29 protein-coding genes and 3 pseudogenes are annotated in these 25,242 nt (G+C 72.8%); 8 read left to right on the top strand and 24 right to left on the bottom strand.

Annotated elements, in window-relative coordinates; genetic code table 11:
- Positions 1–55: 55 nt before the first annotated feature.
- The 3 genes from ACFPZI_RS34920 to ACFPZI_RS34910 all read right to left on the bottom strand — a co-directional run bounded on the left by ACFPZI_RS34920 (position 56) and on the right by ACFPZI_RS34910 (position 3,403).
- Positions 56–484, bottom strand: coding sequence for an OsmC family peroxiredoxin (locus ACFPZI_RS34920; protein ID WP_055595704.1), 429 nt, complete (start codon positions 482–484; stop codon positions 56–58).
- Between the two features lie 265 nt (positions 485–749).
- The gene (locus tag ACFPZI_RS34915) at positions 750–2,825 is read right to left on the bottom strand and encodes a phage holin family protein (RefSeq protein ID WP_381371175.1); all 2,076 of its coding nucleotides are present in this window, start codon (positions 2,823–2,825) and stop codon (positions 750–752) included.
- Positions 2,826–3,001: 176 nt separating this feature from the next.
- The gene (locus ACFPZI_RS34910) at positions 3,002–3,403 is read right to left on the bottom strand and encodes a hypothetical protein (protein ID WP_381371174.1); all 402 of its coding nucleotides are present in this window, start codon (positions 3,401–3,403) and stop codon (positions 3,002–3,004) included.
- An 81-nt stretch (positions 3,404–3,484) separates the two neighbouring features.
- Between ACFPZI_RS34910 and ACFPZI_RS34905 the strand changes: the two genes are divergently transcribed.
- Positions 3,485–4,258, top strand: a complete 774-nt coding sequence (locus ACFPZI_RS34905) for an MBL fold metallo-hydrolase (protein ID WP_381371173.1) — start codon at positions 3,485–3,487, stop codon at positions 4,256–4,258.
- Between the two features lie 56 nt (positions 4,259–4,314).
- The gene (locus ACFPZI_RS34900) at positions 4,315–4,941 is read left to right on the top strand and encodes a DedA family protein (RefSeq protein WP_381371234.1); all 627 of its coding nucleotides are present in this window, start codon (positions 4,315–4,317) and stop codon (positions 4,939–4,941) included.
- Positions 4,942–4,987: 46 nt separating this feature from the next.
- Here ACFPZI_RS34900 and ACFPZI_RS34895 read toward each other — a convergent pair whose 3' ends face one another.
- The 4 genes from ACFPZI_RS34895 to ACFPZI_RS34880 form a co-directional block, all read right to left on the bottom strand.
- A complete protein-coding gene (locus ACFPZI_RS34895) occupies positions 4,988–6,064 on the bottom strand; it encodes an MBL fold metallo-hydrolase (protein WP_381371172.1) in 1,077 nt (358 codons plus the stop codon).
- On the bottom strand, positions 6,061–7,383 hold the full coding sequence (locus tag ACFPZI_RS34890; protein ID WP_381371171.1) for an aminotransferase class I/II-fold pyridoxal phosphate-dependent enzyme: 1,323 nt from the start codon (positions 7,381–7,383) through the stop codon (positions 6,061–6,063). The genes ACFPZI_RS34895 and ACFPZI_RS34890 overlap by 4 nt, the downstream gene beginning before the upstream one ends.
- A 132-nt stretch (positions 7,384–7,515) precedes the next feature.
- The gene (locus ACFPZI_RS34885) at positions 7,516–8,343 is read right to left on the bottom strand and encodes a hypothetical protein (RefSeq protein WP_381371170.1); all 828 of its coding nucleotides are present in this window, start codon (positions 8,341–8,343) and stop codon (positions 7,516–7,518) included.
- A gap of 204 nt (positions 8,344–8,547) precedes the next feature.
- Positions 8,548–8,754, bottom strand: coding sequence for a hypothetical protein (locus ACFPZI_RS34880; protein ID WP_381371169.1), 207 nt, complete (start codon positions 8,752–8,754; stop codon positions 8,548–8,550).
- Positions 8,755–8,946: 192 nt separating this feature from the next.
- On the opposite strand from ACFPZI_RS34880, the gene ACFPZI_RS34875 reads away from it, so the two are divergent.
- Together ACFPZI_RS34875 and ACFPZI_RS34870 are read left to right on the top strand one after the other, a co-directional pair.
- The gene (locus tag ACFPZI_RS34875) at positions 8,947–9,339 is read left to right on the top strand and encodes a DUF2795 domain-containing protein (RefSeq protein WP_381371168.1); all 393 of its coding nucleotides are present in this window, start codon (positions 8,947–8,949) and stop codon (positions 9,337–9,339) included.
- Between the two features lie 72 nt (positions 9,340–9,411).
- Positions 9,412–9,960 carry a type 1 glutamine amidotransferase domain-containing protein gene (locus ACFPZI_RS34870; protein ID WP_381371167.1) on the top strand — a complete coding sequence of 183 codons (549 nt, stop codon included), beginning with the start codon at positions 9,412–9,414 and terminating at the stop codon, positions 9,958–9,960.
- Between the two features lie 118 nt (positions 9,961–10,078).
- Here the strand turns inward: ACFPZI_RS34870 and ACFPZI_RS34865 are convergent.
- Both ACFPZI_RS34865 and ACFPZI_RS34860 read right to left on the bottom strand, forming a co-directional pair.
- Positions 10,079–10,368, bottom strand: a pseudogene (locus ACFPZI_RS34865) (DUF6158 family protein).
- 102 nt (positions 10,369–10,470) lie between these two features.
- A complete protein-coding gene (locus tag ACFPZI_RS34860; RefSeq protein WP_381371166.1) occupies positions 10,471–12,090 on the bottom strand; it encodes an ABC-F family ATP-binding cassette domain-containing protein in 1,620 nt (539 codons plus the stop codon).
- A gap of 182 nt (positions 12,091–12,272) precedes the next feature.
- Between ACFPZI_RS34860 and ACFPZI_RS34855 the strand changes: the two genes are divergently transcribed.
- Together ACFPZI_RS34855 and ACFPZI_RS34850 are read left to right on the top strand one after the other, a co-directional pair.
- Positions 12,273–13,094, top strand: coding sequence for a methyltransferase domain-containing protein (locus ACFPZI_RS34855; RefSeq protein ID WP_381371165.1), 822 nt, complete (start codon positions 12,273–12,275; stop codon positions 13,092–13,094).
- 43 nt (positions 13,095–13,137) lie between these two features.
- The gene (locus ACFPZI_RS34850; RefSeq protein WP_055597260.1) at positions 13,138–13,308 is read left to right on the top strand and encodes a hypothetical protein; all 171 of its coding nucleotides are present in this window, start codon (positions 13,138–13,140) and stop codon (positions 13,306–13,308) included.
- An 80-nt stretch (positions 13,309–13,388) separates the two neighbouring features.
- Here ACFPZI_RS34850 and ACFPZI_RS34845 read toward each other — a convergent pair whose 3' ends face one another.
- From ACFPZI_RS34845 to ACFPZI_RS34785, 13 genes are all read right to left on the bottom strand, one after another.
- Entirely contained in the window at positions 13,389–13,754 is a 366-nt protein-coding gene (locus ACFPZI_RS34845) for a gas vesicle protein K (RefSeq protein WP_381371164.1), read from the bottom strand.
- Positions 13,751–13,939: a gas vesicle protein gene (locus tag ACFPZI_RS34840; RefSeq protein ID WP_055597259.1), complete on the bottom strand. Its 189-nt coding sequence runs from the start codon at positions 13,937–13,939 to the stop codon at positions 13,751–13,753. Before ACFPZI_RS34840 ends, ACFPZI_RS34845 begins: the two co-directional genes overlap by 4 nt.
- Positions 13,936–14,718, bottom strand: coding sequence for a GvpL/GvpF family gas vesicle protein (locus ACFPZI_RS34835; RefSeq protein WP_381371163.1), 783 nt, complete (start codon positions 14,716–14,718; stop codon positions 13,936–13,938). The genes ACFPZI_RS34840 and ACFPZI_RS34835 overlap by 4 nt, the downstream gene beginning before the upstream one ends.
- Complete coding sequence (locus ACFPZI_RS34830; RefSeq protein ID WP_381371162.1) at positions 14,715–15,113, bottom strand: gas vesicle protein; 399 nt, start codon at positions 15,111–15,113, stop codon at positions 14,715–14,717. Before ACFPZI_RS34830 ends, ACFPZI_RS34835 begins: the two co-directional genes overlap by 4 nt.
- Positions 15,110–16,222, bottom strand: a complete 1,113-nt coding sequence (locus ACFPZI_RS34825) for an SRPBCC family protein (RefSeq protein WP_381371161.1) — start codon at positions 16,220–16,222, stop codon at positions 15,110–15,112. Before ACFPZI_RS34825 ends, ACFPZI_RS34830 begins: the two co-directional genes overlap by 4 nt.
- Entirely contained in the window at positions 16,219–16,851 is a 633-nt protein-coding gene (locus tag ACFPZI_RS34820) for a DNA primase (protein ID WP_381371160.1), read from the bottom strand. The genes ACFPZI_RS34825 and ACFPZI_RS34820 overlap by 4 nt, the downstream gene beginning before the upstream one ends.
- On the bottom strand, positions 16,848–17,111 hold the full coding sequence (locus ACFPZI_RS34815) for a gas vesicle protein GvpG (protein WP_055597254.1): 264 nt from the start codon (positions 17,109–17,111) through the stop codon (positions 16,848–16,850). The genes ACFPZI_RS34820 and ACFPZI_RS34815 overlap by 4 nt, the downstream gene beginning before the upstream one ends.
- Before the next feature lie 4 nt (positions 17,112–17,115).
- Positions 17,116–17,883, bottom strand: coding sequence for a GvpL/GvpF family gas vesicle protein (locus ACFPZI_RS34810; RefSeq protein ID WP_381371159.1), 768 nt, complete (start codon positions 17,881–17,883; stop codon positions 17,116–17,118).
- Entirely contained in the window at positions 17,880–18,314 is a 435-nt protein-coding gene (locus tag ACFPZI_RS34805) for a gas vesicle structural protein GvpA (protein WP_381371158.1), read from the bottom strand. Before ACFPZI_RS34805 ends, ACFPZI_RS34810 begins: the two co-directional genes overlap by 4 nt.
- Positions 18,315–18,366: 52 nt before the next feature.
- Positions 18,367–18,738: a gas vesicle protein GvpO gene (locus ACFPZI_RS34800; protein ID WP_381371157.1), complete on the bottom strand. Its 372-nt coding sequence runs from the start codon at positions 18,736–18,738 to the stop codon at positions 18,367–18,369.
- A gap of 104 nt (positions 18,739–18,842) precedes the next feature.
- Positions 18,843–19,781 carry a non-homologous end-joining DNA ligase gene (gene ligD, locus ACFPZI_RS34795; RefSeq protein WP_381371156.1) on the bottom strand — a complete coding sequence of 313 codons (939 nt, stop codon included), beginning with the start codon at positions 19,779–19,781 and terminating at the stop codon, positions 18,843–18,845.
- Positions 19,778–21,625, bottom strand: coding sequence for a transketolase (locus ACFPZI_RS34790; RefSeq protein WP_381371155.1), 1,848 nt, complete (start codon positions 21,623–21,625; stop codon positions 19,778–19,780). The genes ligD and ACFPZI_RS34790 overlap by 4 nt, the downstream gene beginning before the upstream one ends.
- Complete coding sequence (locus tag ACFPZI_RS34785) at positions 21,622–23,187, bottom strand: NAD(P)/FAD-dependent oxidoreductase (RefSeq protein ID WP_381371154.1); 1,566 nt, start codon at positions 23,185–23,187, stop codon at positions 21,622–21,624. The genes ACFPZI_RS34790 and ACFPZI_RS34785 overlap by 4 nt, the downstream gene beginning before the upstream one ends.
- Before the next feature lie 141 nt (positions 23,188–23,328).
- Between ACFPZI_RS34785 and ACFPZI_RS34780 the strand changes: the two are divergent.
- Positions 23,329–23,484, top strand: a pseudogene (locus tag ACFPZI_RS34780) (LLM class F420-dependent oxidoreductase); the annotation flags it as partial.
- Positions 23,485–23,588: 104 nt separating this feature from the next.
- Here ACFPZI_RS34780 and ACFPZI_RS34775 read toward each other — a convergent pair.
- Complete coding sequence (locus ACFPZI_RS34775) at positions 23,589–24,089, bottom strand: phage holin family protein (RefSeq protein WP_381371153.1); 501 nt, start codon at positions 24,087–24,089, stop codon at positions 23,589–23,591.
- A 60-nt stretch (positions 24,090–24,149) separates the two neighbouring features.
- On the opposite strand from ACFPZI_RS34775, the pseudogene ACFPZI_RS34770 reads away from it, so the two are divergent.
- Positions 24,150–24,499: pseudogene (locus ACFPZI_RS34770) on the top strand (VOC family protein).
- A gap of 136 nt (positions 24,500–24,635) precedes the next feature.
- Here ACFPZI_RS34770 and ACFPZI_RS34765 read toward each other — a convergent pair.
- Positions 24,636–25,220 carry a GNAT family N-acetyltransferase gene (locus ACFPZI_RS34765; protein WP_381371152.1) on the bottom strand — a complete coding sequence of 195 codons (585 nt, stop codon included), beginning with the start codon at positions 25,218–25,220 and terminating at the stop codon, positions 24,636–24,638.
- Between the last annotated feature and the right edge of the window lie 22 nt (positions 25,221–25,242).

Here is a 25,242-nt window from a genome sequence, read left to right as displayed (position 1 = left end):
CCTGCGGAGCGGCCTGCGGGTGTCCTGCGCGTGTGTCCTGTGTGCGGCGAGCGGGTCAGGAGAGCTTCGCCGTCAGGGTGATCTCGGTGCCCTTCAGCGCCTGGCTGACCGGGCAGTTGACCTTGGCGTCCTCGGCGGCGGCGAGGAAGGCCGCCTCGTCCAGGCCGGGGACGGTGCCCTCGACGGTGAGGTGGATGCCGGTGATGCCCTCGCCGGGCACGAAGGTGACGTCGGCGGAGGTCACCAGGCGGGTCGGCGGGTTGCCGGCCTTGTCGAGGATGTTGGAGAAGGCCATCGAGTAGCAGCTGGAGTGCGCGGCGGCGATCAGCTCCTCGGGGCTGGTTTTGCCGTTCGCCTCCTCCGCACGCGACGCCCAGGTGACCGGCTGCTCGCCGATGCTGCCGGAGGAGTCGAAGGTGACGACCCCGCTGCCCTTGATGAGGTTGCCTTCCCAAACGGTGTGTGCGGAGCGCGTGGCTGCCATGACTGTTCCTTCCGAATGTCCGGACGTGTGTCCGTTCCGTGCTCGGTCTGCGGTACCCGTGTCGCCGGGTTTCCGTCTCCCATCTGATCACACCCCGGATCAACTGGCGTGGAAGACGGGTTCCTTAGCGGTGAACGGCAGACGCACGCCGCGCAGGACCAGGTAGGCGTGCTCGCGCCGCGCCCGCGGACCCGTCCGGCGACCTCGATGACAGGCCGGCGGCCGGCGTAGTGCTCCCCGTGAGCGGCGGCCCCGCGGCCGGGGCTCAGGCGGCCTGTTCCCCCCGCGGAGCGGCCGGCAGGTACGAGCCGTCCGACTCCTTCAGCCAGCGGCGCAGTACGTGGTGCACCTGCTCGGCGCCGGCGAGGTCCTCCCCGTCGGCGACCGGTGCGGACAGCGCGACCGGGGACAGCAGGAAGGGACGGGACTGGGCGCCGCCGAGGCCGCCGTGGGAGCCGATCTGCTCCTCGAAGGCGAGCACCTCGCCGTCGACGGGGTCGTGGAAGGAGTTGACCATGATGTCGGCGGTGTGCGGGAAGGAGTGGGTGCGGCGTACGGCGTCGGCGGCGCCCGGCCCGAACGCGGCGAGCGGCCCGGGGTTGTCGTCGAGTTCGTCCAGGGGGATCTCCGCGCGGTGCGCGCCGAGGACGACGCCGCCGTGCCGTTCGCTGCGGACGAGCAGGAAGCCTATGCCGGGGTGGTTGGCGAGGGTCGGCAGCAGGGCGGGGTGGCGGGCGTCGATCTCCTCCTTGGTCATCCGGTGCGGCGCGTCCGGGAAGGAGACCAGACCGAGGTTGCCGGAGGCCAGGACGACGGGTTCGGAGCCGCGCGAGGGGCGGTGCTGCTCGATGCCCTCCTCGACCGGGCGGCGCAGCGCCGCCCGGACCGCCGCGCGGGCCTCGGCGTCGCTGCGGGTGCGCCGGGCGCGGCGTGGCACGGGCAGTCCGCAGCCGGCCCGCACCAGGTCGCCGAGGGTGAGGCCGTAGCGGGAGCGGAAGGTCTCGCCGGGGCTCTGGCCGTGGTCGGAGAGCACCACGATCCGGTACGGGCGCGGGGCGTGTGCGGCGACGTGCTCGATCAGGCCGAGGGAGCGGTCGAGGCATTGCAGGACCTTCGCGGCGTCCCGGCTCGTGGGTCCGGAGTGGTGGGCCACCTCGTCGTAGGCGACCAGGTCGGCGTAGACGGAGGTGCGGCCTGCGAGCAGGTCGCCCATGACGGCGGCGACGACCACGTCCCGTTCAACGACGGTCGCGAAGGCCCGTATGAAGGGGTAGAGCCCGCCGCGGGACACGCGCGGGAGCTGTTCGGTCCAGCGGGCGCGGGTGGACTGGCCGATCTCGCGGGTCACCTCGGCGGCGAAGGACAGGGCGGTGCGCACGGCGTTGGCCGGGTCGGAGAAGTAGGCGAAGTAGCCGGAGCGGGAGCGGTTCTCGCGGCTGCGGCGGCGGGCGGCGATGGACAGCACCAGGGCCTGTTCTTCGGCACCGCCGCTGAACAGGTTGCCGCGGCTGGCGCCGTCGTCGGCGAGCAGTCCGGGGTGTCCGGCGTACCGGACGGCACGCTGCTGGAGTTCCACTGTGCTGGTGGGGCGGTTGCAGACCATCACCTCCCGGCGGTCCTTCTCGTACCAGCGGAAGGCGGGGACGTCGTGGTTGTTGCCGTGCAGGATGCCGAGCTGGCTGGCGCCGGTCTGGCTGGACCAGTCGGTGCGCCAGGGGGTGAGCCGGTGGGAGTGGGGGAGGCCGGCGTCGTCGGTGCCGAGCCAGCGGGCGACGGTCGGCATCAGGCCCTCGCCGACGGCGCGCTGCAGGACGTCGTGGCCGACGCCGTCCAGTTGCAGGAAGACGGTGCCGTGGGTGGCCGGGACGGGCGGTGTGGAGCGCCGGCGGCGGTCGGCGAGGCGGTAGAGGCGACGGCGGTAGGCGGCGTCGTCGCGCACGGCGAGGGCGGCTCCGGTGGCGGAGGCGACGGCGGACATCACGGCGGCGACCACGATGGCGGTCTCCCAGGCGGCGGTGCCGCGCTCGACCGGGGTGATCCGCAGCGCCACCAGCAAAAGTGCGCCGTTGAGGAAGAACACCAGCAGGCCGAGGACGAGCGCCGGTACGAGCAGCAGCAGGCGCACCAGCAGCGGCCACACCAGCGCCGACAGCAGGCCGAAGGCGCCGGCGCCGAGTGCCGCGGTGACCGCGATGTCGGTGGCGCTGTCGCCGTCGGCGGAGCGCAGCCGGAAGTCGGGGAGGAGACCGGCGAGGACCAACATGGTGAGGGTGGCGACCGCCCACACCGTGACGCTCCGCCCGATCTGACTGGCGATCCGTCGCCACCGCACGCCACTCACACCCAGTCCACCTCACGTCCCGGCCCGTTGCCGCCGGGGCGGCCTGCGAACCGGCCCCTGCCCGTGCCCCTCACCCTGCCACAACGCCCGGACGTGTCGTTTCGTCCCCCAAAAACCCACGGGCGGAAACGGGCGACCGGAAACGGGGCGGTGCCCCGGAGCCGGGCGGGCGGGTCTCAGCGGCCGTCGTAGCCCGCGGTCGGCATGGACAGGCGACGGTGCACCCGGGCCTTCATCGCGGCGTCGTACAACGGTTCGGCGTGACCGACGGTCTCCACGCGCACCCCGCGCCGCGCGCACTCGGCGGTGAACTCCTCGACGGAGGACAGGGCGCTCTCCAGTACCCGGCGGCTGGGTGCCACGAACAGGTCGGAGCCGGGCCGTACGCCGTCCCACAGCACGCAGTGGTCGGGGCGAAGGCCACGCACCAGCAGCTCCCGGGTCACCACGTACCCGCGTTCGACGGCCCAGCGGGCGCACATGGCGTGCTGGCTGCGGGAGTCCACGAGGAAGGGATCGGCGTCCAGTTCCTCCAGCGGCGTCAGACTCGCGATCGCGATCACCCGCACCGGCCCCATGGCGTCCCCCCACCTCCGGACTTCGCCGCCGACCCTACTCCTGCGCGTAGGCTTCGGGGAGTCGCAGAAGGAGGCGAAGGGGTGCCGGTGGAGATCACCTGGTGGGGTCACGCCACTTGCACGGTCGAGGATGCGCACACGCGCGTGATCACCGATCCTCTGTTCGCCCGCCGGCTCGCGCATCTACGGCGCCGGCGCGGCGCATTGCCGCCGCCGGGCGCCCTGCGCGCGGACGTGGCGCTGGTCTCCCATCTGCATGCCGACCATTTGCATGTGCCGTCGCTGGCCCTGCTCGCCCCGGGCACGCACCTGCTCGTGCCCCGGGGCGCACGCCGTGCGGTGCCGGCGCTGCGCCGGCTCACGCATCTCAGGGTGAGCGAGGTGGCGCCCGGCGATGTGCTGACGGCCGGCGGTCTGGTGGTCCGGGTGGTGCCCGCCCGGCACGACGGGCGGCGGCTGCCGCTCGGGCGACGCCGCTCCCCCGCCCTCGGCTACGTCCTGGAGGGCGAGGCGCGGACGTACTTCGCCGGTGACACCGGGCTGTTCGACGCGATGGCCGAGGAGGTCGGCCCGGTCGACGTGGCACTGCTGCCGGTGGGCGGCTGGGGTCCGTATCTCGGCGAGGGGCATCTGGACGCGGCGCGCGCGGCCGAGGCGCTGGCCCGGCTGGGGGCGCGCAACGCGGTGCCGGTGCACTACGGCACGTACTGGCCGATCGGCATGGACGCCGTGCGTCCGCACGAATTCCACTCGCCGGGCGACGAGTTCGTGCGGCGGGCGGCCGAACAGGCGCCCGGGGTGCCGGTGCACCGGCTGGGGCACGGGGAGAGCGTGCACCTGGGGGTTCCACGGTGATCCTGCCCGCCGCCCTGATACAGGCGGCCGGTGTGCCCCTGTCCGCCCTGTCCGCCGTGGCCTCGTCGGCGGCCGTGCCGGCGACGGTGGTTCCGGACACCACCCAGCAGGCGATCGGTTATCCCTCACTGTTCCTGCTGGTGCTGATCGGGGCGCTGGTGCCGGTGGTGCCGACCGGGGCGCTGGTCAGTTCGGCGGCGGTGGTCGCCTTCCACCGGGCGGCACCGATCTCGATGGTGCTGGTGTTCGCGACGGCGTCGCTGGCCGCGTTCCTCGGGGATGTGGCGCTGTACTGGCTGGGGCGGCGCGGGATGCGGTCGCGGAACGGCTCGCGCTGGCTGGAGGCGATCCGGGGGCGGGCGCCGGAGGACCGGCTGACGCAGGCGCAGGAGAAACTCGCCGATCACGACGTGACGGTGCTGGTGCTGTCCCGGCTGGTGCCGGCGGGGCGCCTTCCGGTGATGCTGGCCTGCCTGATCGCCGACTGGCCGGTCCGTCGTTTCGTCCGCGGCAACCTGCCGGCCTGTCTGGCCTGGGCGGCGACGTACCAGTTGATCGGCGTCCTCGGCGGCTCGCTGTTCGACGAGCCCTGGCAGGGGGTGCTCGCGGCGATCGCCCTGACCGTCCTGATCAGCGTGACTCCGGGCGTCTGGCGCCACCTGCGGGGGCCGGCGGCGCGGTGAGCCGCCGGCCGTCCCCCGGCCGGTGCGTCGCCACACATCCTCACGGTCAGTCCAGGACGCGGGAGCCGCCGACCGGCAGGTCCCAGAGGTGCTCGCGGGGCAGGCCCGCCCGCTCCCAGGCGGCACGGACACGGGTGAGGGGTTCCCGCACCGGTTCGGCGGAGAGGACGAACGTCGCCCAGTGCATGGGCGCCATCCGGCGCGCGCCGAGGTCCCGGGCGGCGCGGACCGCCTCCTCCGGGTCGCAGTGGACGTCCCTGAGCCACCAGCGTGGCTCGTAGGCGCCGATGGGCAGCAGGGCGAGGTCGATGCCGGGGTAGCGGCGGCCTATCCGGGAGAACCAGTGGCCGTAGCCGGTGTCGCCGCCGAAGTAGACGCGCTGCCCGTCGGAGTCGGTGAGCACCCAGCCGCCCCACAGCGAGCGGCAGGTGTCGGTCAGGGTGCGCTTGGACCAGTGGTGGGCCGGGACGAAGTCGAAGCGGACGCCCTTCAGTTCGGCGGCCTCCCACCAGTCCAGTTCGGTGACGCGGGTGAACCGGCGGCGGTGGAACCAGACGGCGAGTCCGGCCGGCACGAACACCGCGGTGTCGCGCGGGAGCAGGCGCAGTGTGGGGGCGTCGAGGTGGTCGTAGTGGTTGTGGCTGATGACGACCGCGTCGACGCGGGGCAGGGCCTCCCAGGCGACGCCGACAGGGGTGATGCGGGCCGGGGTGCCGAGAATGCGGCGGGACCAGACGGGGTCGGTGAGCACGGTGAGCCCGCCGATCCGCACCACCCAGCTGGCGTGCCCCGCCCAGGTGACGGCGACCGTGCGGGCGCCGACGCGGGGCAGCGGGCCGGGGGCGTAGGGCAGTCCCGGTATGCCGGCGAGGCCCTGCGGGCCGGGTCTGATGGAGCCCTCGCGGGCGAAGCGGGCGAGACCTCTCAGTCCGGGCAGCGGGGAGGTCAGCCGGTCGTGGAAGGCGCGCGGCCACACCCGCCGCTCGGCGAGCGGGCGGGGTTCGGCGAGCGGGGGGTACGGAGACGGGGAGGAGAGGACCACCGGGCCGGCAGGGGCCGGGCCGTCTGTGTGCGGGGTGGTGGTCGTGGTCGTGCTCGTGGTCGACTCGGACTGCTGCGTCATCGATGAGACTCCCCTCGCTGGGCGTCGTCACGGAGATCGTCGAAGACCGTCTTCAGGTGGATCAACGCGCGTCGCACGTGCGGCAGTTCCAACGGCGCGGAGGATCCGAGGCATTCCGCGCGCTGCTCGGCGGTGTCGCCGAGCAGGGGCGCGGTGGACAGCCGTACGCGGGGTGCTTCGAGATCGTCGCCGAAGCGGTGACCGCCCGCCGCGGGCATGCCGAGCCGTCCGGTGAGGAAGTCCTCCAGTTCCTGCGCGTCGCCGACACCGTGCGCGGCGAGTGCCGGGGCCAGCGGCGCGAGGTCGACGTACAGGTGCCGCCCGGCCTGCGGGGGCCGGGCCAGGGCGCCCGCGGCGACGACCGCGTCGCGGGCGGCCGCGGCCACGCGCGCGTGCAGGCGTACGGCGGCTGCCACCCGCGCGGTGACCGGTTCCGGCTCGGACAGCGCGTAGGCGGCGGCCGCGGCGACCGGGGTGGCGACGCGCGCGTCGAGCGCGGTCAGGACATCGAGCACGCGCGCGTGGAGCGGGCCGCCCGTCGCGCCCGCCGGGAAGCGGGCGACCGCGGCGGGCCAGCCGGGCGGGAGCAGGGCGCCCGCCAGGTCGGTGACCACGGTGACCTGTTCGGGCAGCATCTCGGCGGGGCTGAGCAGCACGGTGTCGCGCGGGGTGTGCAGGGTGTCGCGCCAGGTCTCGTCGCTCACCAGGTGCAGCCCCTCGCCGACGGCGGCCTCGAGGGTCTCGTGCAGCAGTTCGGGCGGGGCGACGGTGCCGGTGGGGTCGTCGGCGACGGAGAGCACCAGCAGTCGCGGGTCGCCGCCCTCGGCACGCAGCCGCCGTACGGTCTCCAGCAGGGCGTACGGATCGGGGACGCCGCCGCTCTCGGCGGGCGTCGGCACCTGGAACGCCGGGCGGCCCAGCAGCCGGGCGCAGGGGGCCCACCAGGCGGCGCAGGGCCGGGGCACCAGTACGTCCCCGCCGATCGCCGCGGTGAGCGCCACGAGCAGCGCGGGCGCGCCGGGGCCGGCGGCCACCCGGTCCGGGGCCGCGGGCAGGCCGCGCCGGTCGCCGTGGCCGCACGCGGCGTCCAGCAGGACGGGGCCGCCGCCGACCGGCTCCGTCTCCGCGCGGGACGCGGCGGCGGCGAGGACGGCGGCCAGTTCGGGCAGCACGGGCAGCCCGTCCTCGGGCAGCGCCGGGCCGAAGCGGACCGGGCCGTGGCCGACGGGATCACGGCCTGCGGGATCACGGCCTGCGGAACCTGCCCCGCCGGGATGCCGACTTGCGGAGCTGTGGGTTTCGGGGTCCGTCCGCCGCATGCGCACCTCCACTCAGTGTCCGGTGTCAGTACCCACGGTTCCACCGACCACTCCCGGTGGGCGCCGCCGACAAGGACCGGGAGGCGAGGACCGGGTGGACGGACCGGTCAGCGGGCCAGGCCGCTCGGGGCATCAGCCGTCCGTACGGGTGCTCCTGCCGCGGTGCAGCCGGTGGGCGGCGGCGCCGAACGCGGCCACGATCAGCAGCCCGCCCGCGACCAGGGCGGGCACGGAGTCGGTGAAACCGCCGCCTGTCCCCGCCTGGACGCCCCGCGGAACCTCGGGCCCGCCACAGTGGGCACGCTCGGATCCGGGGCAGGGCGAGGAGGACGGCGCAGGGGAGGGGGACGGCTTGTACGAGGGAGACGGCTTGTAGGAAGGGGATGGCTTGTGGGAGGGGGACGGGGCGCCGGAACCTCCCGGGTGGCGGGCGACGACGGTGAAGGTGGTGCTCCACGGCTTGCCCTTCCCGCCGGGCGTGTCGGGACACGTGCCCTCGACGGTCCGGGCGGACCCGCCGCCGGCCGTGCCGACGGTGTCGAGCGCGGCGAGCGAGCCGCCGGCAGGACTCCCGGCGTCCTTGGTGTCCTCGGCCTTGTCGGGGACACCGGTGTCCCCGGTCACTGCCGTGCCCCCCACGTCATCGGGGCCTCCGGCGGCCCCCACCTCCTGGATGTCCGCGGTACCCCGGTAGGTGGGGCCGGATTTCTCCGCGTCGCCGCCGGTCACCTGCTTCAGCTCGACGACGCCCTTGTCGAAGGCCGCCGAGGTCGCCTCGAGGATCTTCGGCGGCGGCCCGCCGGCCGGTTCGCAGAAGACCGAGACGGTGACGGTGCCACCCGGGGCCGCGCTGCCCGGACTGACCTCGGCGGACGGATCCGCGGACGCGGCCGGCGCGAGAGCGCCGAGGACGGTGCCGACGGCGGCGGCGAGGGACAGGGCACGGGTGGTGCGGCGCATGGGGCGGGCTCCTTCGGGCGACGGCCGGGGCACGGCGTCCCGTTCGACGGCCGCGGGGGTGATCCCGCGTCGGCGGGGCGCGGGGTCGCGTCCCGCATCCATCAGAGCCCTCCGGCCGCCGCACCGCGCGCGGCCGGACACCATTCGCGGGACGGGCACGCCCGAGCGGGTGAAGCCGGTGCGCGCGGGCGCCCGTCCGGTGGATCAAGGGCTGCCGGGAAACCCGCCCGGATCCGTCCGGCCGGTGTGCGCGGCGGCCGCGGCACCGGCCCGGGGACCCGCGTCCTGCGGTGCGGGGACGCCGTCGGGGGCATGCTCACGCACGCCGGGCAACAGAAGCTCCTCGTAACGGCCCAGCATCAGCAGTACGCCGAGCATGAACGGCGGAATGAGCAATGCGAGCACCGCCATGGCGGTCCCTTCCCAGGAGGCACGTAGAGGCACGTACGGGGGTGAGGGCACCCGGGTCTCCCGCCCTCCCCGGCGCAAACCGGCAGCGCACGAGCCCGCTGCCGGGGGTGGTGACAATCCGCCCGGCGAACCCCGTGTCGGTCTCCGCCCTCCGGGTACGCGGTGCGGACCCGGAACCACCTGGAGGGAAACATGCAGCGAGGCAGTGACCGCCTGAGTGCCCACCGCGACGACGAGATGAAGCACGAACTGCAGGGCCTGCTGAGGCCGGGGCCCCCTACCCGGACCGAGGAGTGGAACGACCCGGAGCCGTTCGCCGAGGACGACCCGGAGGTGGCGCACGGCCCGGTGACGCCGGGGCGCGCGCCGACGTCGCTGGAGTCGGTGCGACTGGAGCTGGCCAGGATCCTGGGCCGCGGGGCGTTCCCCGCGGGTCCGCACGAGCTGATGCGCACCCTGAGCCGGCAGCACGCTCCGGACACGCTCATCGACGCGCTGGAACGCCTGCCCCGGCGGGCCCACTACGACAGCGTGCAGGAACTGGCCGAGGCGCTGACGCGGTCCCGGGAGACGGAGAACGCGTAGGAGCCCGCCGGTTCCCCCCATGCGCCACCGCATGACCGCACGAACGCCGTGCACGAAAGGACAGAGCACCTCATGCGCATCGCATTCCTTGTCGCACCCGAAGGCGTCGAGCAGGTCGAACTGACCGAGCCGTGGCAGGCGGCCGTGGGCGCCGGTCACGAACCCGTGCTCGTGTCGACGCGGCCCGGCAAGATCCAGGCGTTCGACCATCTCGACAAGGCGGACACCTTCCCCGTGCAGGAGGTGGTCGGCGACACGACTGCCGACGCCTTCGGCGGGCTGGTGCTGCCGGGCGGGGTGGCGAACCCGGACTTCCTGCGCACGGACGAGGCGGCCGTCGCGTTCGTACGGGACTTCTTCCAGCAGGGCCGGCCGGTCGCCGCGATCTGCCACGCGCCCTGGGTCCTCGTCGAGGCGGACGTGGTCCGCGGCCGGGAGCTGACCAGCTGGCCCAGCCTCCGAACCGACCTCCGCAACGCCGGTGCCACCTGGGTCGACGAGCAGGTGAAGGTCTGCGACCACGGCCCCGGCAAGCTGGTCACCAGCCGCAAGCCGGACGATCTCAGGGCGTTCTGCGAGACGTACCTCGACGTCTTCGCCACGGAGCCGAAGGCGGCCTGAGGCAAAGACGGCCGTCGGCTCGACGGCCGGATACCCGGCTCGACGGCCGTCGCATGTCCGGGACGGCGGCCGTCAGGCGCCCGGGACCGCGGCCGTCAGGCGCCCGGGGTCGTGGCCGTCAGGCGCCCGGGGTCGTGGGGGTCGCCGTGTCCGTGCCGCTCCGCTCCCGGGCCCCTTCGCGGGTGCGGCCCGACGCCACCAAGCGGCGGGGGTTGCGGCGCAGGTACTCGCCCTCCAGCTGAGCCATGCGCTCGTTGTGGGCCCGCAGCGCGTCGTTGGAGGCGTACAGCAGGGTGTCGTGGCGCGTGCGGTGAATGGTTTCCAGCTCCTTCATGAGCTGCTGGTCGTCCAGGCGGTTCGGCTCGACTCCGGTCATCGTGTGCCCCGCTCGTCGTGTGCGTCCTGCAGTCCGGGTACCCGCCCGGGAAGGCCACGGGTACCCGCGTCCCTGCGTCCACTCTACGAACATCCCGGGCACCGGGCCCGTTCCGCCGACCGGACCCACTCCCGCTACCGGGCCCGTTCCACCCTGCGCTCGTCCCACACCGGTTCGGGGGTCTCCCGGACCCTGCCGTCGCTGCCGAAGACCAGGTAGCGGTCGAAGGAGCGGGCGAACCAGCGGTCGTGCGTGACGGCCACCACCGTGCCCTCGAAGGCCTCCAGGCCCTCCTGGAGTGCCTCCGCCGACTCCAGGTCCAGGTTGTCCGTCGGCTCGTCGAGCAGCAGTGCGGTGACACCCTGGAGCTCGAGCAGCAGGATCTGGAACCTGGCCTGCTGGCCGCCGGAGAGCCGTTCGAAGGTCTGCTCGGCCTGGCCGGTCAGTTCGTAGCGGCGCAGCCGGGACATGGCGGCGCCCCGGTCCTGGGCGTGCTCCTTCCACAGGATGTCCAGAAGGGGGCGGCCCTCCAGTTCGGGGTGCGCGTGCGTCTGTGCGAAGTGTCCGGGGACGACCCGGGCGCCGAGCCGCCAGCCGCCGGTGTGGCTCACGTCGTCCCCGGCGAGCAGGCGCAGGAAGTGCGACTTGCCGGAGCCGTTGGAGCCCAGTACGGCGACCCGTTCGCCGTAGAAGACCTCCAGGTCGAAGGGTTTCATCAGGCCGGTGAGTTCGAGCTGCTCGCAGGTGACCGCGCGGACTCCGGTCCGGCCGCCCTTGAGCCGCATCCTGATGTCCTGCTCGCGCGGCGGCTCCGGTGGCGGGCCGGCCTCCTCGAACTTGCGCAGCCGGGTCTGCGCCGCCTGGTACCGGGATGCCATGTCATGGCTGACGGAGGCGGCCTGACGGAGATTCAGCACGAGCTTCTTCAGCTGGGCGTGCTTCTCGTCCCACCGCCTGCGCAACTCCTCGAAGCGGGCGAAGCGTTCGCTGCGGGCCCCGTGGTACGTGGCGAAGCCGCCGCCGTGCACCCAGGCGTCGGCGCCGGTGGGGCTCGGTTCGAGGGAGACGATGCGCTGGGCCGCGCGGGCGAGCAGTTCCCGGTCGTGGGACACGAACAGCACGGTCTTGCGCGTCTGTTCGAGCCGCTCCTCCAGCCAGCGCTTGCCGGGCACGTCGAGGTAGTTGTCGGGCTCGTCGAGGAGCAGGACCTCGTCGGTGCCGCGCAGGAGCGCCTCGAGGACCAGACGTTTCTGCTCGCCGCCGGAGAGGGTGCGCACCTGGCGCCACTGCGCCTGGTCGTACGGGACGCCGAGTGCGGCCGTCGTGCACATGTCCCACATCGTCTCGGCCTCGTAGCCGCGCGCCTCGGCCCAGTCGGCGAGGGCCTGCGCGTACCTCATCTGGGCGCTCTCGTCGCCGGCGACGTGAAGCGCGTGCTCGGCCTTGTCGACGGCGCGGGCCGCCTCGCGGATCCGGGGCGTGGCGACGGAGACGAGGAGGCCGCGCACGGTCGTCCCGTCCCGTACGGAGCCCACGAACTGGCGCATGACGCCGAGGCCGCCGCTGACCGTGACCGATCCGCCGTGCGGCTTCAGCTCGCCGGAGAGGAGGCGCAGGAGGGTCGTCTTACCCGCGCCGTTGGGTCCGACCAGGGCCATGACGGCCCCTTCTCCCACCCGGAAGGACACGTCGCCCAGGAGCGCCCTCCCGTCGGGAAGGAAGTACTCCAGATGCGCGGCTTCGAGGTGACCCATGGGAGGCAATTGTCCGGGGCGTCGGTGCAGGTGGCAAACCGTTTTACCCTTCGGGCCCGGTGACATTCCCCGCACGCCCTTGCCGTCCATACCGTGAAACGCATATCTCATTATGCGGCCGGGGTGCGTACGGTGACGGTCATTCGGACGAGGCGTACGCGACGAGAGGGGACGGGGTCACCATGCCGGCACCGCGAGAAACCGCTGTCTATACCCACGGGCATCACGAGTCGGTGCTGCGGTCGCACACCTGGCGGACCGCGGCCAACTCGGCCGCGTACCTTCTCGGGGTGCTGCGGCCCGACATGCGGATCCTGGACATCGGATGCGGGCCCGGCACCATCACCGCGGACCTGGCGTCGCTCGTCCCCGACGGACACGTCACCGGTCTCGACCGGGCGCCGGGCGTCCTGGAGCAGGCCCGCGCCACGGCGGCCGGGCGGGGGCTGGCGAACACCGCCTTCACGGTGGGCGACGTGCACGCGCTGGACTTCCCGGACGACACGTTCTGCGTGGTCCATGCACATCAGGTGCTCCAGCACGTGGGGGATCCGGTGCGGGCGCTGCGCGAGATGAGACGGGTGACCAGGCCGGGCGGGTACATCGCCGTCCGTGACGCGGACTACGCGGCGATGACCTGGCATCCCCCGTCGCGGGGCATGGACGACTGGCTGGAGCTGTACCGGCGGGTGGCGCGGGCCAACGGCGGCGAACCGGATGCCGGACGGCGGCTGAAGTCCTGGGCGCTGGCCGCGGGACTCACGGACGTCACCACCGGCTCGAGCACCTGGACCTTCTCGACCGACGAGGAGCGGGCCTGGTGGAGCGGCCTGTGGGCGGACCGCACCGTGGCATCGGCCTACGCCGAGCGGGCCACCGGGCAGGGCCACGCCACCGACGGGCAGCTACGCGCGGCGGCACAGGCCTGGCGGGAATGGGGCGCGCGGGACGACGGCTGGTTCAGTGTGCTGCACGGAGAAATTCTGTGCAGCAAGGAAGCCTGAAACGCGAATTCCGGGCAACCAGAAGGGACAGGAGGTTGACATCATGGTTCCCATTCTGCTCGTTCTGCTTCTGGCCCTGGTCCTTTTCGGTGCCGGTTTCGCGGTGAAGGTGCTCTGGTGGATCGCCTTGGCGGTTCTCGTCGTATGGCTGTTGGGATTCCTCATGCGCAGCACAACGGCAGGCGGAGGCAGGGGCCGCTGGTACAGGTGGTGAGGTGACAGTCGGCGCGTGACGGACGACGTCACTCCAAGGGCTCGGCGCCGGGAAACTCCCGGCGCCGAGCCCTTGGAGACTCAGTCCCGCGGCAGCAGCGGTCCGAGCGGCCCGAGGTCCAGATTCAGGTCCTCGGGCCGCAGCCCGTAGCGGTCCCGCAGTTCCGCCATCCGGTCCCCGAGCAGCATCAGGGTGAGCCCGATACGCTCCTCCTGCTCCTCCGTCAGGTCTCCCTCGTCGAACCGGCGCAGCGCCTGGCGCTCCATGAGCTGGCGCAGCAGTTCCACGACGGTGAGCACCAGTTTGACCAGGTCGCGTTCGACCGTGTCCGGATCCAGGTCGAGCCGGTTGCGCCGGTCGCTCCCGTCACCCCGACCGTTCCGGCCACTCCGGTCACGCCGGCCTCCGTGCGGCTCGGCGCGAGGGTCGTCCGGGGCGGCCGTCAACGCAACTCCTCGAAGGGCGACGGAACGTTCGCGTTCACCGAGCTGATGAGCGCGTTGAGATCGATACGGACCAGGTCGACGTCCGCGATGCGCAACGTGAGGTCGCCGGTGATGACGACGCCGCCGGCCAGGAGCCGGTCGAGCAGATCCACCAGGGCTATCTCACGGCGTTCGACGACGGTCATGCTCCCTCCCCCGTCACCGATTCGTCCCCGGCGAACGAATAGGCCGCCCAGGGGCCGGTGAGTTCCACCCGTATTCCGGGCTCCCCGTCCCTCGTCCGTTCCACCGTTTCCACGAATTTCTCGGATTCCGCCCGCGGTACGAGATAGGCCGCATTCAGCACATTGCGCCCCGAGGCGCCGGAGAGCGTGGGATTCTGCGGTGCGTGCAACCGGGAATCCTCGGCGCAGCCGGAAAGCGTCTCGTGCAGTCGGGTCGAGAAAGTCTCGGCCCGCTGCCACAGGTCGTCGTGGGATTTCGTCTCCATGCGCCGTTGGCGCAGGTAGTCCCGGCCCGACACGGGCTTGCGCGGGGGCGGTGCGGCGGTGGTGTCCGGCGCCCGCTCCGCCTCGACGAAGACCTTCACGCCCCATTCGACCCGGCCGTCCAACCGGTCCAGCGTCCGCAGGAAGCCCTCCTCGCGCGCCTCCATCATCGTCCGTACGCCGCTGTCGTCGCGGAACACGGTGCCGAGCCGCAGCGGCAGCGGCGTCGTGACGGTGGTGAGCGCGTCGATGACGCCCTGGTGGGCGCGGGCGACCGTGGTCAGCCAGTCGAGGTCCTCCAGATGCGCGCGGAAGGGCTCCTCGGCGAAGTCCGCCTCCGGCACATGGCTGACGACGGCCACCAGGTCGTGGTGGGTCAGCAGCCGCGGCGGATCACCCGCCACACCGGCCAGTTGTGCCTGGAGCGGAGTGCCGAAGGGCCGGCAGACGGCGTAGACGTACCGCAGTCCGGTCACGGGGCCTCCTTCTGTGGACGGTCGGTCTCCTGCTGACGGCCGGTCTCCAGGGGACGGTCGGCCTCCAGCTGACGGCCGGTCTCCAGGGGACGGTCGGCCTCCAGTTCTGCCAGCCGCTCACGCAACTCGGCGTTCTCCTTGGCCAGTTCGGAGCGGCGGGCGCGTGAGGACAGTGCCGGGTCCGTCTCCCACCAGTCGATCCCCATCTCCTTCGCCTTGTCGACGGAGGCGATGACGAGCCGCAGTTTGATGGTGAGCAGTTCGATGTCGAGCAGGTTGATGCGGATGTCGCCCGCGATGACGATGCCCTTGTCGAGCACCCGCTCAAGGATGTCGGCGAGGTTGGCGCCGCCTCCCTGGCCATACGGCTCGGGGAAACGGCCGGGCGTTGTCATCGTCGGCTCCCGCCCTCGGCGTACTCGGGCTCGTACTCGTCCTCGCCTTCGTCCTCCTGATCGCCCTCATAGACGTCCTCGTCGTCCTCGGCCGGTTCCCCGCCCTCCGCGGCTTCGTCCGTGCCCTCGTACTCGTCGTCCTCGTACTCGGCCTCCGGCTCTTCCTCGTCCGCCTCGCCTTCGCCGGCCTCCTCGTCCTCGTCGGCCGCCTCGTCGCGCGAGGCTTCCTCCTCCTCGGCGACGGCGTCCTCGTGGCTGCGGACCACTTCCCCGTCCTGGATCTCGCCGCGCCAGCCGTCCTCGGCCTCGCCCTTGAATGTGATGAAACGGGCGAAGTTCTTCAGGTCGAGCCGGGTTCGGCGGCCCTGGGCGCGCCAGATGTTGCCGGTCTTCTCGAACAGGCCGACGGGGTAGTACTCGATGACCAGGAGGACCCGGGTGAGGTTGTCGGCGAGCCGGTGGAAGGAGACGACGCCCTTCGTGGTGCCCTTGGCGCCCTCGGAGGACCAGACGATGCGGTAGTCGGGGACCTGCTCGGTGGTCTTCGCCTTCCAGCTGCGGTTGGACCAGAAGACCTTCAGCTGCCAGTCCGAGGTGGTGTCGTCGCCCTTGCCGGCGCTCTTGACACCCTTCGCGAAGGTGCTGAAGTCCTGGTACTGGGTCCACTGGTCGTAGGCGGTGCGCAGCGGGACGCCGACATCGATGTGCTCGATGATGACGGTGGGTTTCTTGCCCGCCGAGCGCTTGCCCTTGCCCTTGCCGCCGACCAGGCCCTTGAAAGCGCCCATCACGCTGTCCTTGACGCGCGAGGCTCCCAGTTCGACGGCGCTGCGCAGAGGGCTCTTGCCCTCGGCGAGTTTGCGACCGCCCTCGAGTGCCAGCTTGGCGAACCCGGAACTGTTGCCCTCGGCGATGTCGGTGAGTTTGCCGGTCGTCTCGCCGAGTTTGCGGCCGGCCCCGGTCAGCAGACGGGTGGCCTGGGCCGCGAGGTAGTCCTGCAGTTCCGCCTTGAGGCGGTCGGCGGCCTCGCTGTGGGCCACGTCGGCGAGCGGGTTCTTCGTCGTCCCCTCGCGCGCGGCGGAAGTGGCCGATCCGAGTGCGTCGGTCATCGCTCACCGCCTCCCTTCGACGTGCGGGAGCGGGTGCCCCGGGACGAGGCCGTCCGCGCGGCCGTGGTCTTCTTGCCGGCCGTCTTCTTGGCCGCGGCCTTCTTCGCCGGAGCGGCCTTCCCTGCCGGTGCCTTCTTCGCGGGGGCCTTCTTGGCCGCCTCCTTCGACGGGGCCCTCTTCGACGGCCGCTCGGGAGGCGGTTCCGGCTCCTCCCCGTCCGGTTCGTCGTCCCTGGCGTCCTCGTCGTACTCGGCGTCCTCGTCGTACTCGGCGTCCTCGTCGTACTCGGCCTCGCGGTCCGGTCGGCCGCCCGGACCGGTCAGCCGGTCGCGCATCTCGGCGGTACGGCCGTGCAGCTTGCCGGCGAGGGCGTCGAGCTGCCGCTCCACGAGGGCCCCGGAGGCCGCCTTGCCGGCGCCGCGCAGATCCCCGCGCAACTGGTCCCCGAGCTCCTTGAACTGCGGGTTGTTCCGCAGCTGCGTGGACACCAGGTCCGTGATCATCCGCGGGCCGAGGTTCAGCTTCTTGCCGGCCACCAGGCCGCCGACGGCGACCGCCATCTTCAGTTTCTTCGTCCGTCCGAGAAAGTATCCGGCCCCTATCGCGAGGCCAAGTGCCGTTCGGTTCATTGTGGTGTCGTCCCGTCCCCTGTGGCGCCGGTGTGCATTGCGGTCTCCAACCGGTCGAGGAGTACGTCCTCCTGCTGGTCGAACTCCTCCTCGGTGATCTCTCCGGCCTCCAACTGTTCCTCGAGCCGTGCCAGTTCGGTACGGATCGTGGCGGGGTCGTAGTAGATGCGTTCCGCCTCGCGAAGCACCTGTTGGATGGCCCAGCCGCTACCGCGCACGGGGGCGAACGGCAGCAGCAGTACCTCCGAGATCAGGCCCATGCCGTCACCCCGCTCCGGCGCCCGCCCCGCCGGCCGTGGTGCCCGCCGGTTCGGCCGGGCCGGGTTCCACGAAGCTGTACGGCGGCAGCGGACCGTTGAGCCGCACCTCCAGGTGGGGCATGTCCTCGCGCACCCGGTCCACGGCGGCCATGAAGTCCGCGGCCGCGTCGCGCTCCACCAGGAAGGAGACGTTGGCGAGCCAGCCCGTGGACTCGGGGCCCACACCCACGGCGTCGGCCGCCGGTTCCAGGGCGCGCTGCACGGCGACGCCGTCCTCGGCCTCCTGAGCCCTGACCGCACTGGCGACCATCTCGCCGAGACGGATCTTGTCGTCGTAACTTCCGCCACCGGACTGCCGGTTGGCTTCCGCAAGGGCGCGAATCTCCGGATTGCCGGCCATCACGTGGTGCAGTACGGCTTCCTCTACATGATTGGCCTTGACGTTGTACTCGACCCGGCCGTCCAGCGCCCGCAGGCGCTCCTTGTAGTGCTCGGCGCGTTCGGCGAGGACATCGGTGACGGACTCGTCGTCGGGGGCGACACTGCCGAACCGCATCGGCAGCACACAGCCCTCCGCACCGACCTCACCGAGCACGTTCTGGTGGGCGAGCAGTTCCCTGCGCTTGGGGCGCAGCCCCTCGGGGGCGTCACTGACGACGGCCGCCAGGTCGCCCGACTTTAGGACGCGCAGCGGGCCCTCGCCCACACCGCTGAGGTGCTCGGGAACGGCGGGGTGCGTACTCGCGATGATGCCGTAGACGTACGTACTCACTCCTGCTCCTCCCTCCGACGTGACGAGGTGCTCTTGCGGGCCCGCGGGCGGGACTCGCCCTCCCGCTCGGAGCTTTCGCCGCGCGCCTGCTGGAAGGCGTCGGAGATGGTCTCGGCGGCGCCGGACAGCGCGCCCTTGGACTTGCCGCGGGCGCCGGACTCGGTCATCTCACCGACCAGGTCGGGCAGGCCCGGGTCCTTGTGGGGCCCGGACTCCAGATCGAGCCGGTTGCACGCCTCGGCGAAGCGCAGATAGGTGTCGACGCTGGCGACGACGACACGCACGTCGATCTTGAGGATCTCGATGCCGACCAGGGAGACACGCACGAATGCGTCGATGACGAGCCCCCTGTCCAGGACGAGCTCGAGCACGTCGTAAAGGCCGCTGCTGCCGCCTCCACCGCCGGACTGTTGTGCCGGTACGACTGTCATGCCGACTGTTCCTCCCTTTCTGTGAGTGTGGGAGCGGGTCCGGGCGGGCGGCCTACCGGCCGCCGGACCCGCGCGCCTCGGCCCGTCCTCGCTCGTAGCGGCGGACACGCCGGTAGCCGGTGAGCTGGCCGTCGGGATCGAGCTCCACCTGGTAGCTCGCCATCAGACTCATCGTGTCGGGCACGCGCTCGAGTTCGAGGACCTCGACCTCCAGCGCCCAGCCCTCCTCCGTCTGCTCGAAGGACGACACGGACTCGGCTTCCATACCGGTGAGCTCCGCGAGCTGGCCGCGCGCTTGGCGCAGTACCTCCATCGGGCCCGGCCGCTTGTTCGCTCTGCTGTTTTCCGTGGACTTGCGGGATCCGTGAGAATCCCGTGGTTCCTGTGAACCCTTGGAGTCTTCGGTGTTTCTTGCGTTCGCCATGGGCACCTCCTCCTTCGTGTGGCCGCAAGCCCGTTCGTCAAACCTCCTGGGGCTCACCCGATTGCCACGGCCGCGCTCCGTGCCTGGTCGTCCGGCCGGGACGGTCAGCCCCGCAGCGTGCCCAGCCGTCGGCGGGCCGGCCCCAGGGCCCGGCCCCGGCGCGGCAGCCCGGCCCAGGGGCCGGTAAGCAGCTGGCCGAGGGCGTCGGCGACGGTCCAGCGGCGGGCGTGCAGCTCCGGGTCGTCCAACTGGTCCCAGGAGAGAGGGGTCGCGACGGGAGCGCCGGGCAGGGCGCGGACGGTGCAGGGCGCGACCGCGGTCTGCGCGTAGGCGTTGCGCTGCACGTCCAGGTAGAGCCGGTCACCGCGGTCCTTCTTGCGCGCGGCGGTGGTGAGCCGGTCGGGGTGGGCGTCGGCGAGGGTGTCGGCGACCTCACGGGCGAAGGCGCGCACCTCGTCGACGCCGTGGTCACCGGTGAGCGGCACGATCACATGGAGCCCGCGGGAGCCCGTGGTCATCAGTGCCGAGGGCAGGTTCAGCTCGTCCAGCAGCTCCCCCAGCAGCCGGGCCGCCTTCCGGACCGTCTCGAAGTCGTCCCGCGAGGGATCGAGGTCGAAGACCAGCCGGTCCGGACGGTCGATCCCGCGGGCCGGGGCGGCGCGGGACAGCCAGCGGTGCAGGGTGATGCTCGCCTGGTCGACGAGGTAGAGCAGGGTCGCCGTGTCGTCGCACACGGTGTGGCACACCGTGCCGCCCTCTTTGGCGACCTCGACGCGGGTGATCCACTCCGGGTAGTTCCCGGGGGTGTTCTTCTGCAGGAACGTGGGCCCGTCGATGCCGTCCGGGCGCCGCTCCAGCATCAGCGGGCGGCCCCGCAGGTGCGGCAGCATGAAGGGGGCGACGGCCCGGTGGTAGTCGACGAGGTCGCCCTTGGTGTACTCCTCGGCGCCCCCGCCGCCGGGGAAGAGCACCTTTTCCGGCCGGTGGATCCGCACGGTACGGCGCCCGGCCCGCACGATCCGCGCGGTGTCCTCGCCGCTCACGGCACGAGCGCCTGCTCCACCAGCAGCCGCCCGGCCGCCGCGATCGACTCGGCGTCGATACCGGCGGCGTGCAGCTGCTCCTCAGGGGAGGCCGAACCCGGCATGCCGCGTACGGCGAGCCGTACCAGGCGCGGCACGGGCCGTCCGTCGGTGAACGCGTCGAGGACCGCGTCCCCGAGGCCGCCCTGCGGATGGTGGTCCTCCACGGTCACCAGGCAGCCGGTCTCCTCGGCGGCCCGGCGCAGGGTGTCCCGGTCGACGGGCTTGACCGAGTACAGGTCGATCACCCGTACCGCGATGCCCTCCCCCGCCAGCGCGTCCGCGGCGGCCAGAGCCTCGGGCACCGTGACGCCCGCCGCCAGCAGCGTCAGCCGGTCCCGTTCCGAGGAACGCAGGACCTTGCTGCCGCCGACGGGGAACTCCTCGCCGGGGCCGTAGATCACGGGGCTCTCGCCGCGCGAGGTGCGCAGGTACCGGATGCCGTCGAGGTCCGCCATCGTGGCGACCAGACGCGCGGTCTGGTTGGCGTCACAGGGGTAGAGCACCGTCGAGCCGTGCACCGCCCGCATCATCGCCAGGTCCTCGAGACCCATCTGGCTGGGCCCGTCCTCGCCGATGGCGACCCCGGCGTGCGAGCCGACGAGGTTGACGCCGGCACCGCTGATCGACGCCATGCGGATGAAGTCGTGGGCGCGGGTCAGGAAGGCGGCGAAGGTGGCGGCGTAGGGCACCCAGCCGCGCGTCGCCGTCCCGACCGCGGTGGCCACCAGCTGCTGCTCGGCGATGTAGCACTCGACGTAGCGTTCGGGATGCTCCTTGGCGAAGAACTCCGCGCGTGTGGAGTCGCCGACCTCCCCGTCCAGGACCACGACCTCGCCACGCACGGTGCCGAGGGCGGTCAGCGCCTCACCGAAGGCGTTCCGTGTCGCCACCTTCTCGCCCTTGTCCCACCGGGGCGGTTCGGCCTGCCCGGTGTACACGGCGTGCAGCGCGCGGGCGGCGGGCGGTTCCGGCACCCTCACGCGCAGGTCTCGGGGGCCGCCGAGTTCGGCGATCGCCTCGTCGGCCTCCGGCAGCGGCTTGCCGTGCATCCCCTCACGGTCCTGCACCGCCTCGACGCCCTTGCCCTTGAGGGTGCGGGCGAGGATCACGGTCGGCTGCCCCTTGGTGGAGGACGCCTCCCCGTACGCCCGGTCGACGGCGTCGACGTCGTGCCCGTCCACCTCCACGGTGTGCCAGCCGAAGGCCGCGAAGCGGCGGGCGTACGCGTCGAGGTCGTGGCCGTGCCGGGTGGGGCCGCGCTGGCCGAGCCGGTTCACGTCCACGACGGCGGTCAGGTTGTCGAGGTTCTCGTACGCGGCGTGCTCGGCGGCCTCCCACACCGAGCCCTCGGCCAGTTCGCTGTCCCCGCACACCACCCACACCCGGTGGCCTGAGCGGTCGAGCCGCTTCCCGGCCAGCGCGATGCCGACGCCGACCGGCAGCCCCTGGCCGAGCGACCCGGTGGCCGTCTCGACCCAGGGCAGCCTTTGGGGGGTGGGATGGCCTTCGAGGCGGCTGCCGAGCTTGCGGAAGGTGAGGAGTTCCTCGTCGTCGATGGCGCCGACCGCCTTGAACGCGGCGTACATGAGGGGTGAGGCGTGCCCCTTGGAGAGGACGAAACGGTCGTTGCCCGGGTGGTCCGGGTGGTCGAAGTCGTAGCGGAAGTGGCGTGCCAGCAGGACGGCCATCAGGTCGGCTGCGGACATCGAGGACGTGGGGTGCCCGGATCCGGCGGCGGCTGCGGCGCGGACACTGTCCACGCGCAACTGCTGCCCGAGCTCGGCGAGTTCACCGGTATTCATGAGTCTCCTTCGAAGGGATCGGCAGGGCTGTCGGAGCTGTCGGTGCGCTTGACGGGGCCGGGGGCGAGGTGCGGGCCGGTGGGCGGCCGGGGACCGGGCCGCTTCTTCGCGGGCTCGCCACCGGGCCGGCTCTTGGCCGGCTCCCCACCGGGCTGGTTCCTGGCCGGCTCCCCACCGGGCTGGTTCCTGGCCGGCTCGGCGGCCGGCTGCGGCTTCGCCGGCTCGGCGGCCTCGCCGCCGGACCGCTTCGGCTCCGGGCCGGAGGGCACCCTGGCCAGTTCCGGGGACGCCGTGTCCAGCGGCACCGACCAGGACCGTACGAGCCCCAACTGCACCGCCTGCCGCGGCAGTACGGCGTCCAGCAGCCAGTCGGCGGCGACCCGCACCCGGTTGCCGGGCAGCGCCGCGAGGTGGTAGCCGCGGGTGACCGCGCCCGCCGCCGGACCGGACAGGTTGACGCCGAGCGGGTTGGCCGCCGCCTTGACGCCGCCCAGGTCCACCACGAAGCCGAGGTCACGGTGGCGGTAGGCGCGGGGCTCGCCGTCGCCGAGGGAGGCGGCGACGTTGTGGGCGCAGACCTTGCCCTGCCGCCAGGCGTGCTGCGCGGTCATCGGGGTGTACTGTCCGGGCTTCTCCAGATCGGGCACCGCCGCCGCGTCACCGCAGGCGAACACCTCGGGCCGTCCCGGCACCCGCAACTGCGGGTCCACCAGCAGCCGCCCGCGTTCCATAGGCAGCCCCAGCGACTCGGCGAGCGGATCGGGCCGCACTCCCACGCACCACACCAGCGTCCGCGTGTCGACGAACTCCCCGTCGGTCAGCAGCACCCCCTCGCGCGTGGCCTCCTTGACGGAGGTTCCCATCCGTACGTCCACGCCCCGCTCGCGCAGTACCCGGTCGGCGGTGCGGGAGAGCCGCTCGTCGAGTTCGGGCAGGACCCGGTCGGCGATGTCCAGCAGCAGCCAGCGTGGCCGCATGCCCGTCCGCAGGGGGTGCTTGTGGACCTGCGCGTCGCTGAACAGCTTTCCGTGCGCGGCGACTTCGGTTCCGGTGTAACCGGCGCCGACCACCACGAAGGTGCACCGGGCGGCGCAGCTCGCGGGGTCGTCGGTGGCCGCCGCGAGCTCCACCTGCCGGGTCACGTGGTCACGTAGGTACAGCGCCTCGGGCAGCCCTCGGAAGCCGTGCGCGTGCTCGGCGACGCCGGGGACGGGCAACAGCTTGTTGACACTGCCGGCGGCCAGCACCAGCCGGTCGTAGGCGAGGCTGCCGCCGTCGCCCTCGGGGCCGGTGTAGTGCACGGTCCGGGCGTCGAGGTCGATGCGGTCGGCCTCGCCCAGCACCAGCCGTACCTGCCGCAGCGTCCCGGAGAGGGAGACGGTGACCCGGCGCGGCTCCAGGACGCCGGCCGCGACCTGGGGCAGCAGGGGCAGGTACAGGAAGTAGTCGGTCGGGTTCAGCAGGGTGATGTCGGCCCGGCCCCGGGCCAGCCGGGACAGGGTGCGGGCCGTGCGGTACCCGGCGAAGCCGGCACCGACGATCACTGTGCGGGGTCGACTCACGGTTCGCCTCCGGGGCTGTCGTCACGTACCTCGGGAGCCTTCCGCGTCCCCCTGACCGGGGTCACCAAACGTCCGCCGGCTTCCGCTCCGGCCCCTGGGCGCCCGGACCGGAACCCCATCCCCTTGTCCCGGAGGCACCCCATGTCCGAGTACGGCTGTTTCCCCTCACGGGGGCAGTGGGGGCAGTACGGTCCCACCGAGCCGGTGGAGCAGGCGCGAATGGCCGAACGGGCCGGATTCCAGGCACTGCGGCTCTCGGACCACCACCCGTGGAACGACGAGCAGGCCCAGTGCCCCAGCGACCTGGTGACCTGGTGACCTGGTGAAGGGGCGGTACGACGAAGGCACGGGCCGTGGCCCGTGCCTTCGTCCGCCTCGTTCGGATCCTGCCTTGCGGCCGGTCAGGCCCGGGGGCCCGGCGCATCGGGGCCCGGTGCGCCGGGAGCCGGGTCGTCCGGCCGCGGCGGTACGGCTCCCGTGGCGGGCGGCATCGACGGCACCGGCGGAGCGACGCCACCGGTGCGCCCGCGCTCGGCGTCCTGCTGCCCGGGGGCGGGCACCTGCCCGGGGGCGGGCACCTGCCCGGGGGCGGGCACCTGCCCGGGGGCGGGCGAGGGACGGGCCGCGTTCCGCAGTGCGTAGGCCAGGGCGCCCAGGATCACGGCCGTGATCAACGCGGCGGCCCAGTCCGGCAGGACGAGGGCGAGGGCGAGCCCCACGGCCAGGGCGACGGCCGCACCCGCGTACAGGGCGACGGCGCCGGACGCGCCGTACAGGGCGGCCTTGCGGCGCTGCCCCCGCGCCTGTTCCCGCAGCTCGTCGCGTACGGTCTCGCGGGTCACCTGCGCCAACTCGTCGACCAGGTGCTTGTCCAGGTGCTGCATGTGCTCCAAACGCTGCATGGCGCCCGGGTACCCAACGCTCCGAGCACGTAACGCCGTTCCCCAACCAGGCTCGTCGCCATGGAGATTCTGGGTGCCACACTGCGCGTCTGCGTCGACGACATCGAGACCGCGATCCCCTTCTACGAGCGGCTGGCGGGAGGCAGGGCGCTGCGCTTCGAGCGGGCCGGTGTCCACGTGGCCGCCGTCGGCTGCTTCCTGCTGATGAGCGGCCCCGCGGCCGAACTGGACGTGCTGCGCAAGGTGGCGGCGACCATCGCGGTGAAGGACGTCGAGGAGGCCGGTCAGGTGCTGGCCGACATGGGCGCGGACATCATCGCGGGCCCGCTCCCCACACCGGTGGGCCGCACCTCATCGCGCGGCACCCGGGCGGTGCGGTCTGCGAGTACGCGGACCGCCTCGCTGTCTGACCCGCCCGGCCACGGCTCCGTCCGTACCCGTCCCGCGCTGATCCGTATCTCCCCCGCCCGGGCGGGGGAGATACGGATCAGCGCGGGGTGGCGGCGACGGCCTTCCGGACGCGGGGCGCCGTACGCGCCGACGCGATCAGTGCGGTCCCCGCATCTCGCGGGTGAGGGCCCAGCGTTCGTGGTCGCGCCAGGCGCCGTCGATGAAGAGCATGCCCGGCGAGAACCCCTCCAGGCGGAATCCGCAGCCACGGGCCAGGGCGATGGAGGCGGCGTTGGCGGGCTGCACGTTGATCTCCAGCCGGTGCAGCCGCATCGGTCCGAACGCGTGCCGCACGACGAGGTCCAGCCCTTCGCGCATCAGCCCGCGCCCCGCCGCGTGCGCGAACGCGCCGTACCCCAGGACGCCGCACTGGAACGCGCCGTGCACGATGTTGTTGATGTTGATGAACCCGGCGATGGAGCCGTCACGGACTCCGTCGTTCGGACCCGCACCGGCGTCCGCCTTCTCGCAGACCAGGAAGCCGGCCCTGGCCGGGTCCTCGATCAGGCGCTGCGCGTACGCGGAATACGCCGAGGCGCTGTCCGGCGGGAACAGCCAGGGGTGGTGCAGGTCCTTGCTCTCCCGGGCACGGGCGGTGAACTCGGCGCTGTCCGCGTGGGTGAAGTGGCGTATGCCCACACGAGGGCCTTCGGCAAGGTAGCGGGAAACGGGGTGCGGCACCGTGCCACCCTACGTCGGGTTC

The organism is Streptomyces chlorus, from assembly GCF_042655885.1.
Classification (GTDB): Bacteria; Actinomycetota; Actinomycetes; order Streptomycetales; family Streptomycetaceae; genus Streptomyces; species Streptomyces chlorus.
This window is presented reverse-complemented; position numbering and strand designations above follow the sequence as displayed.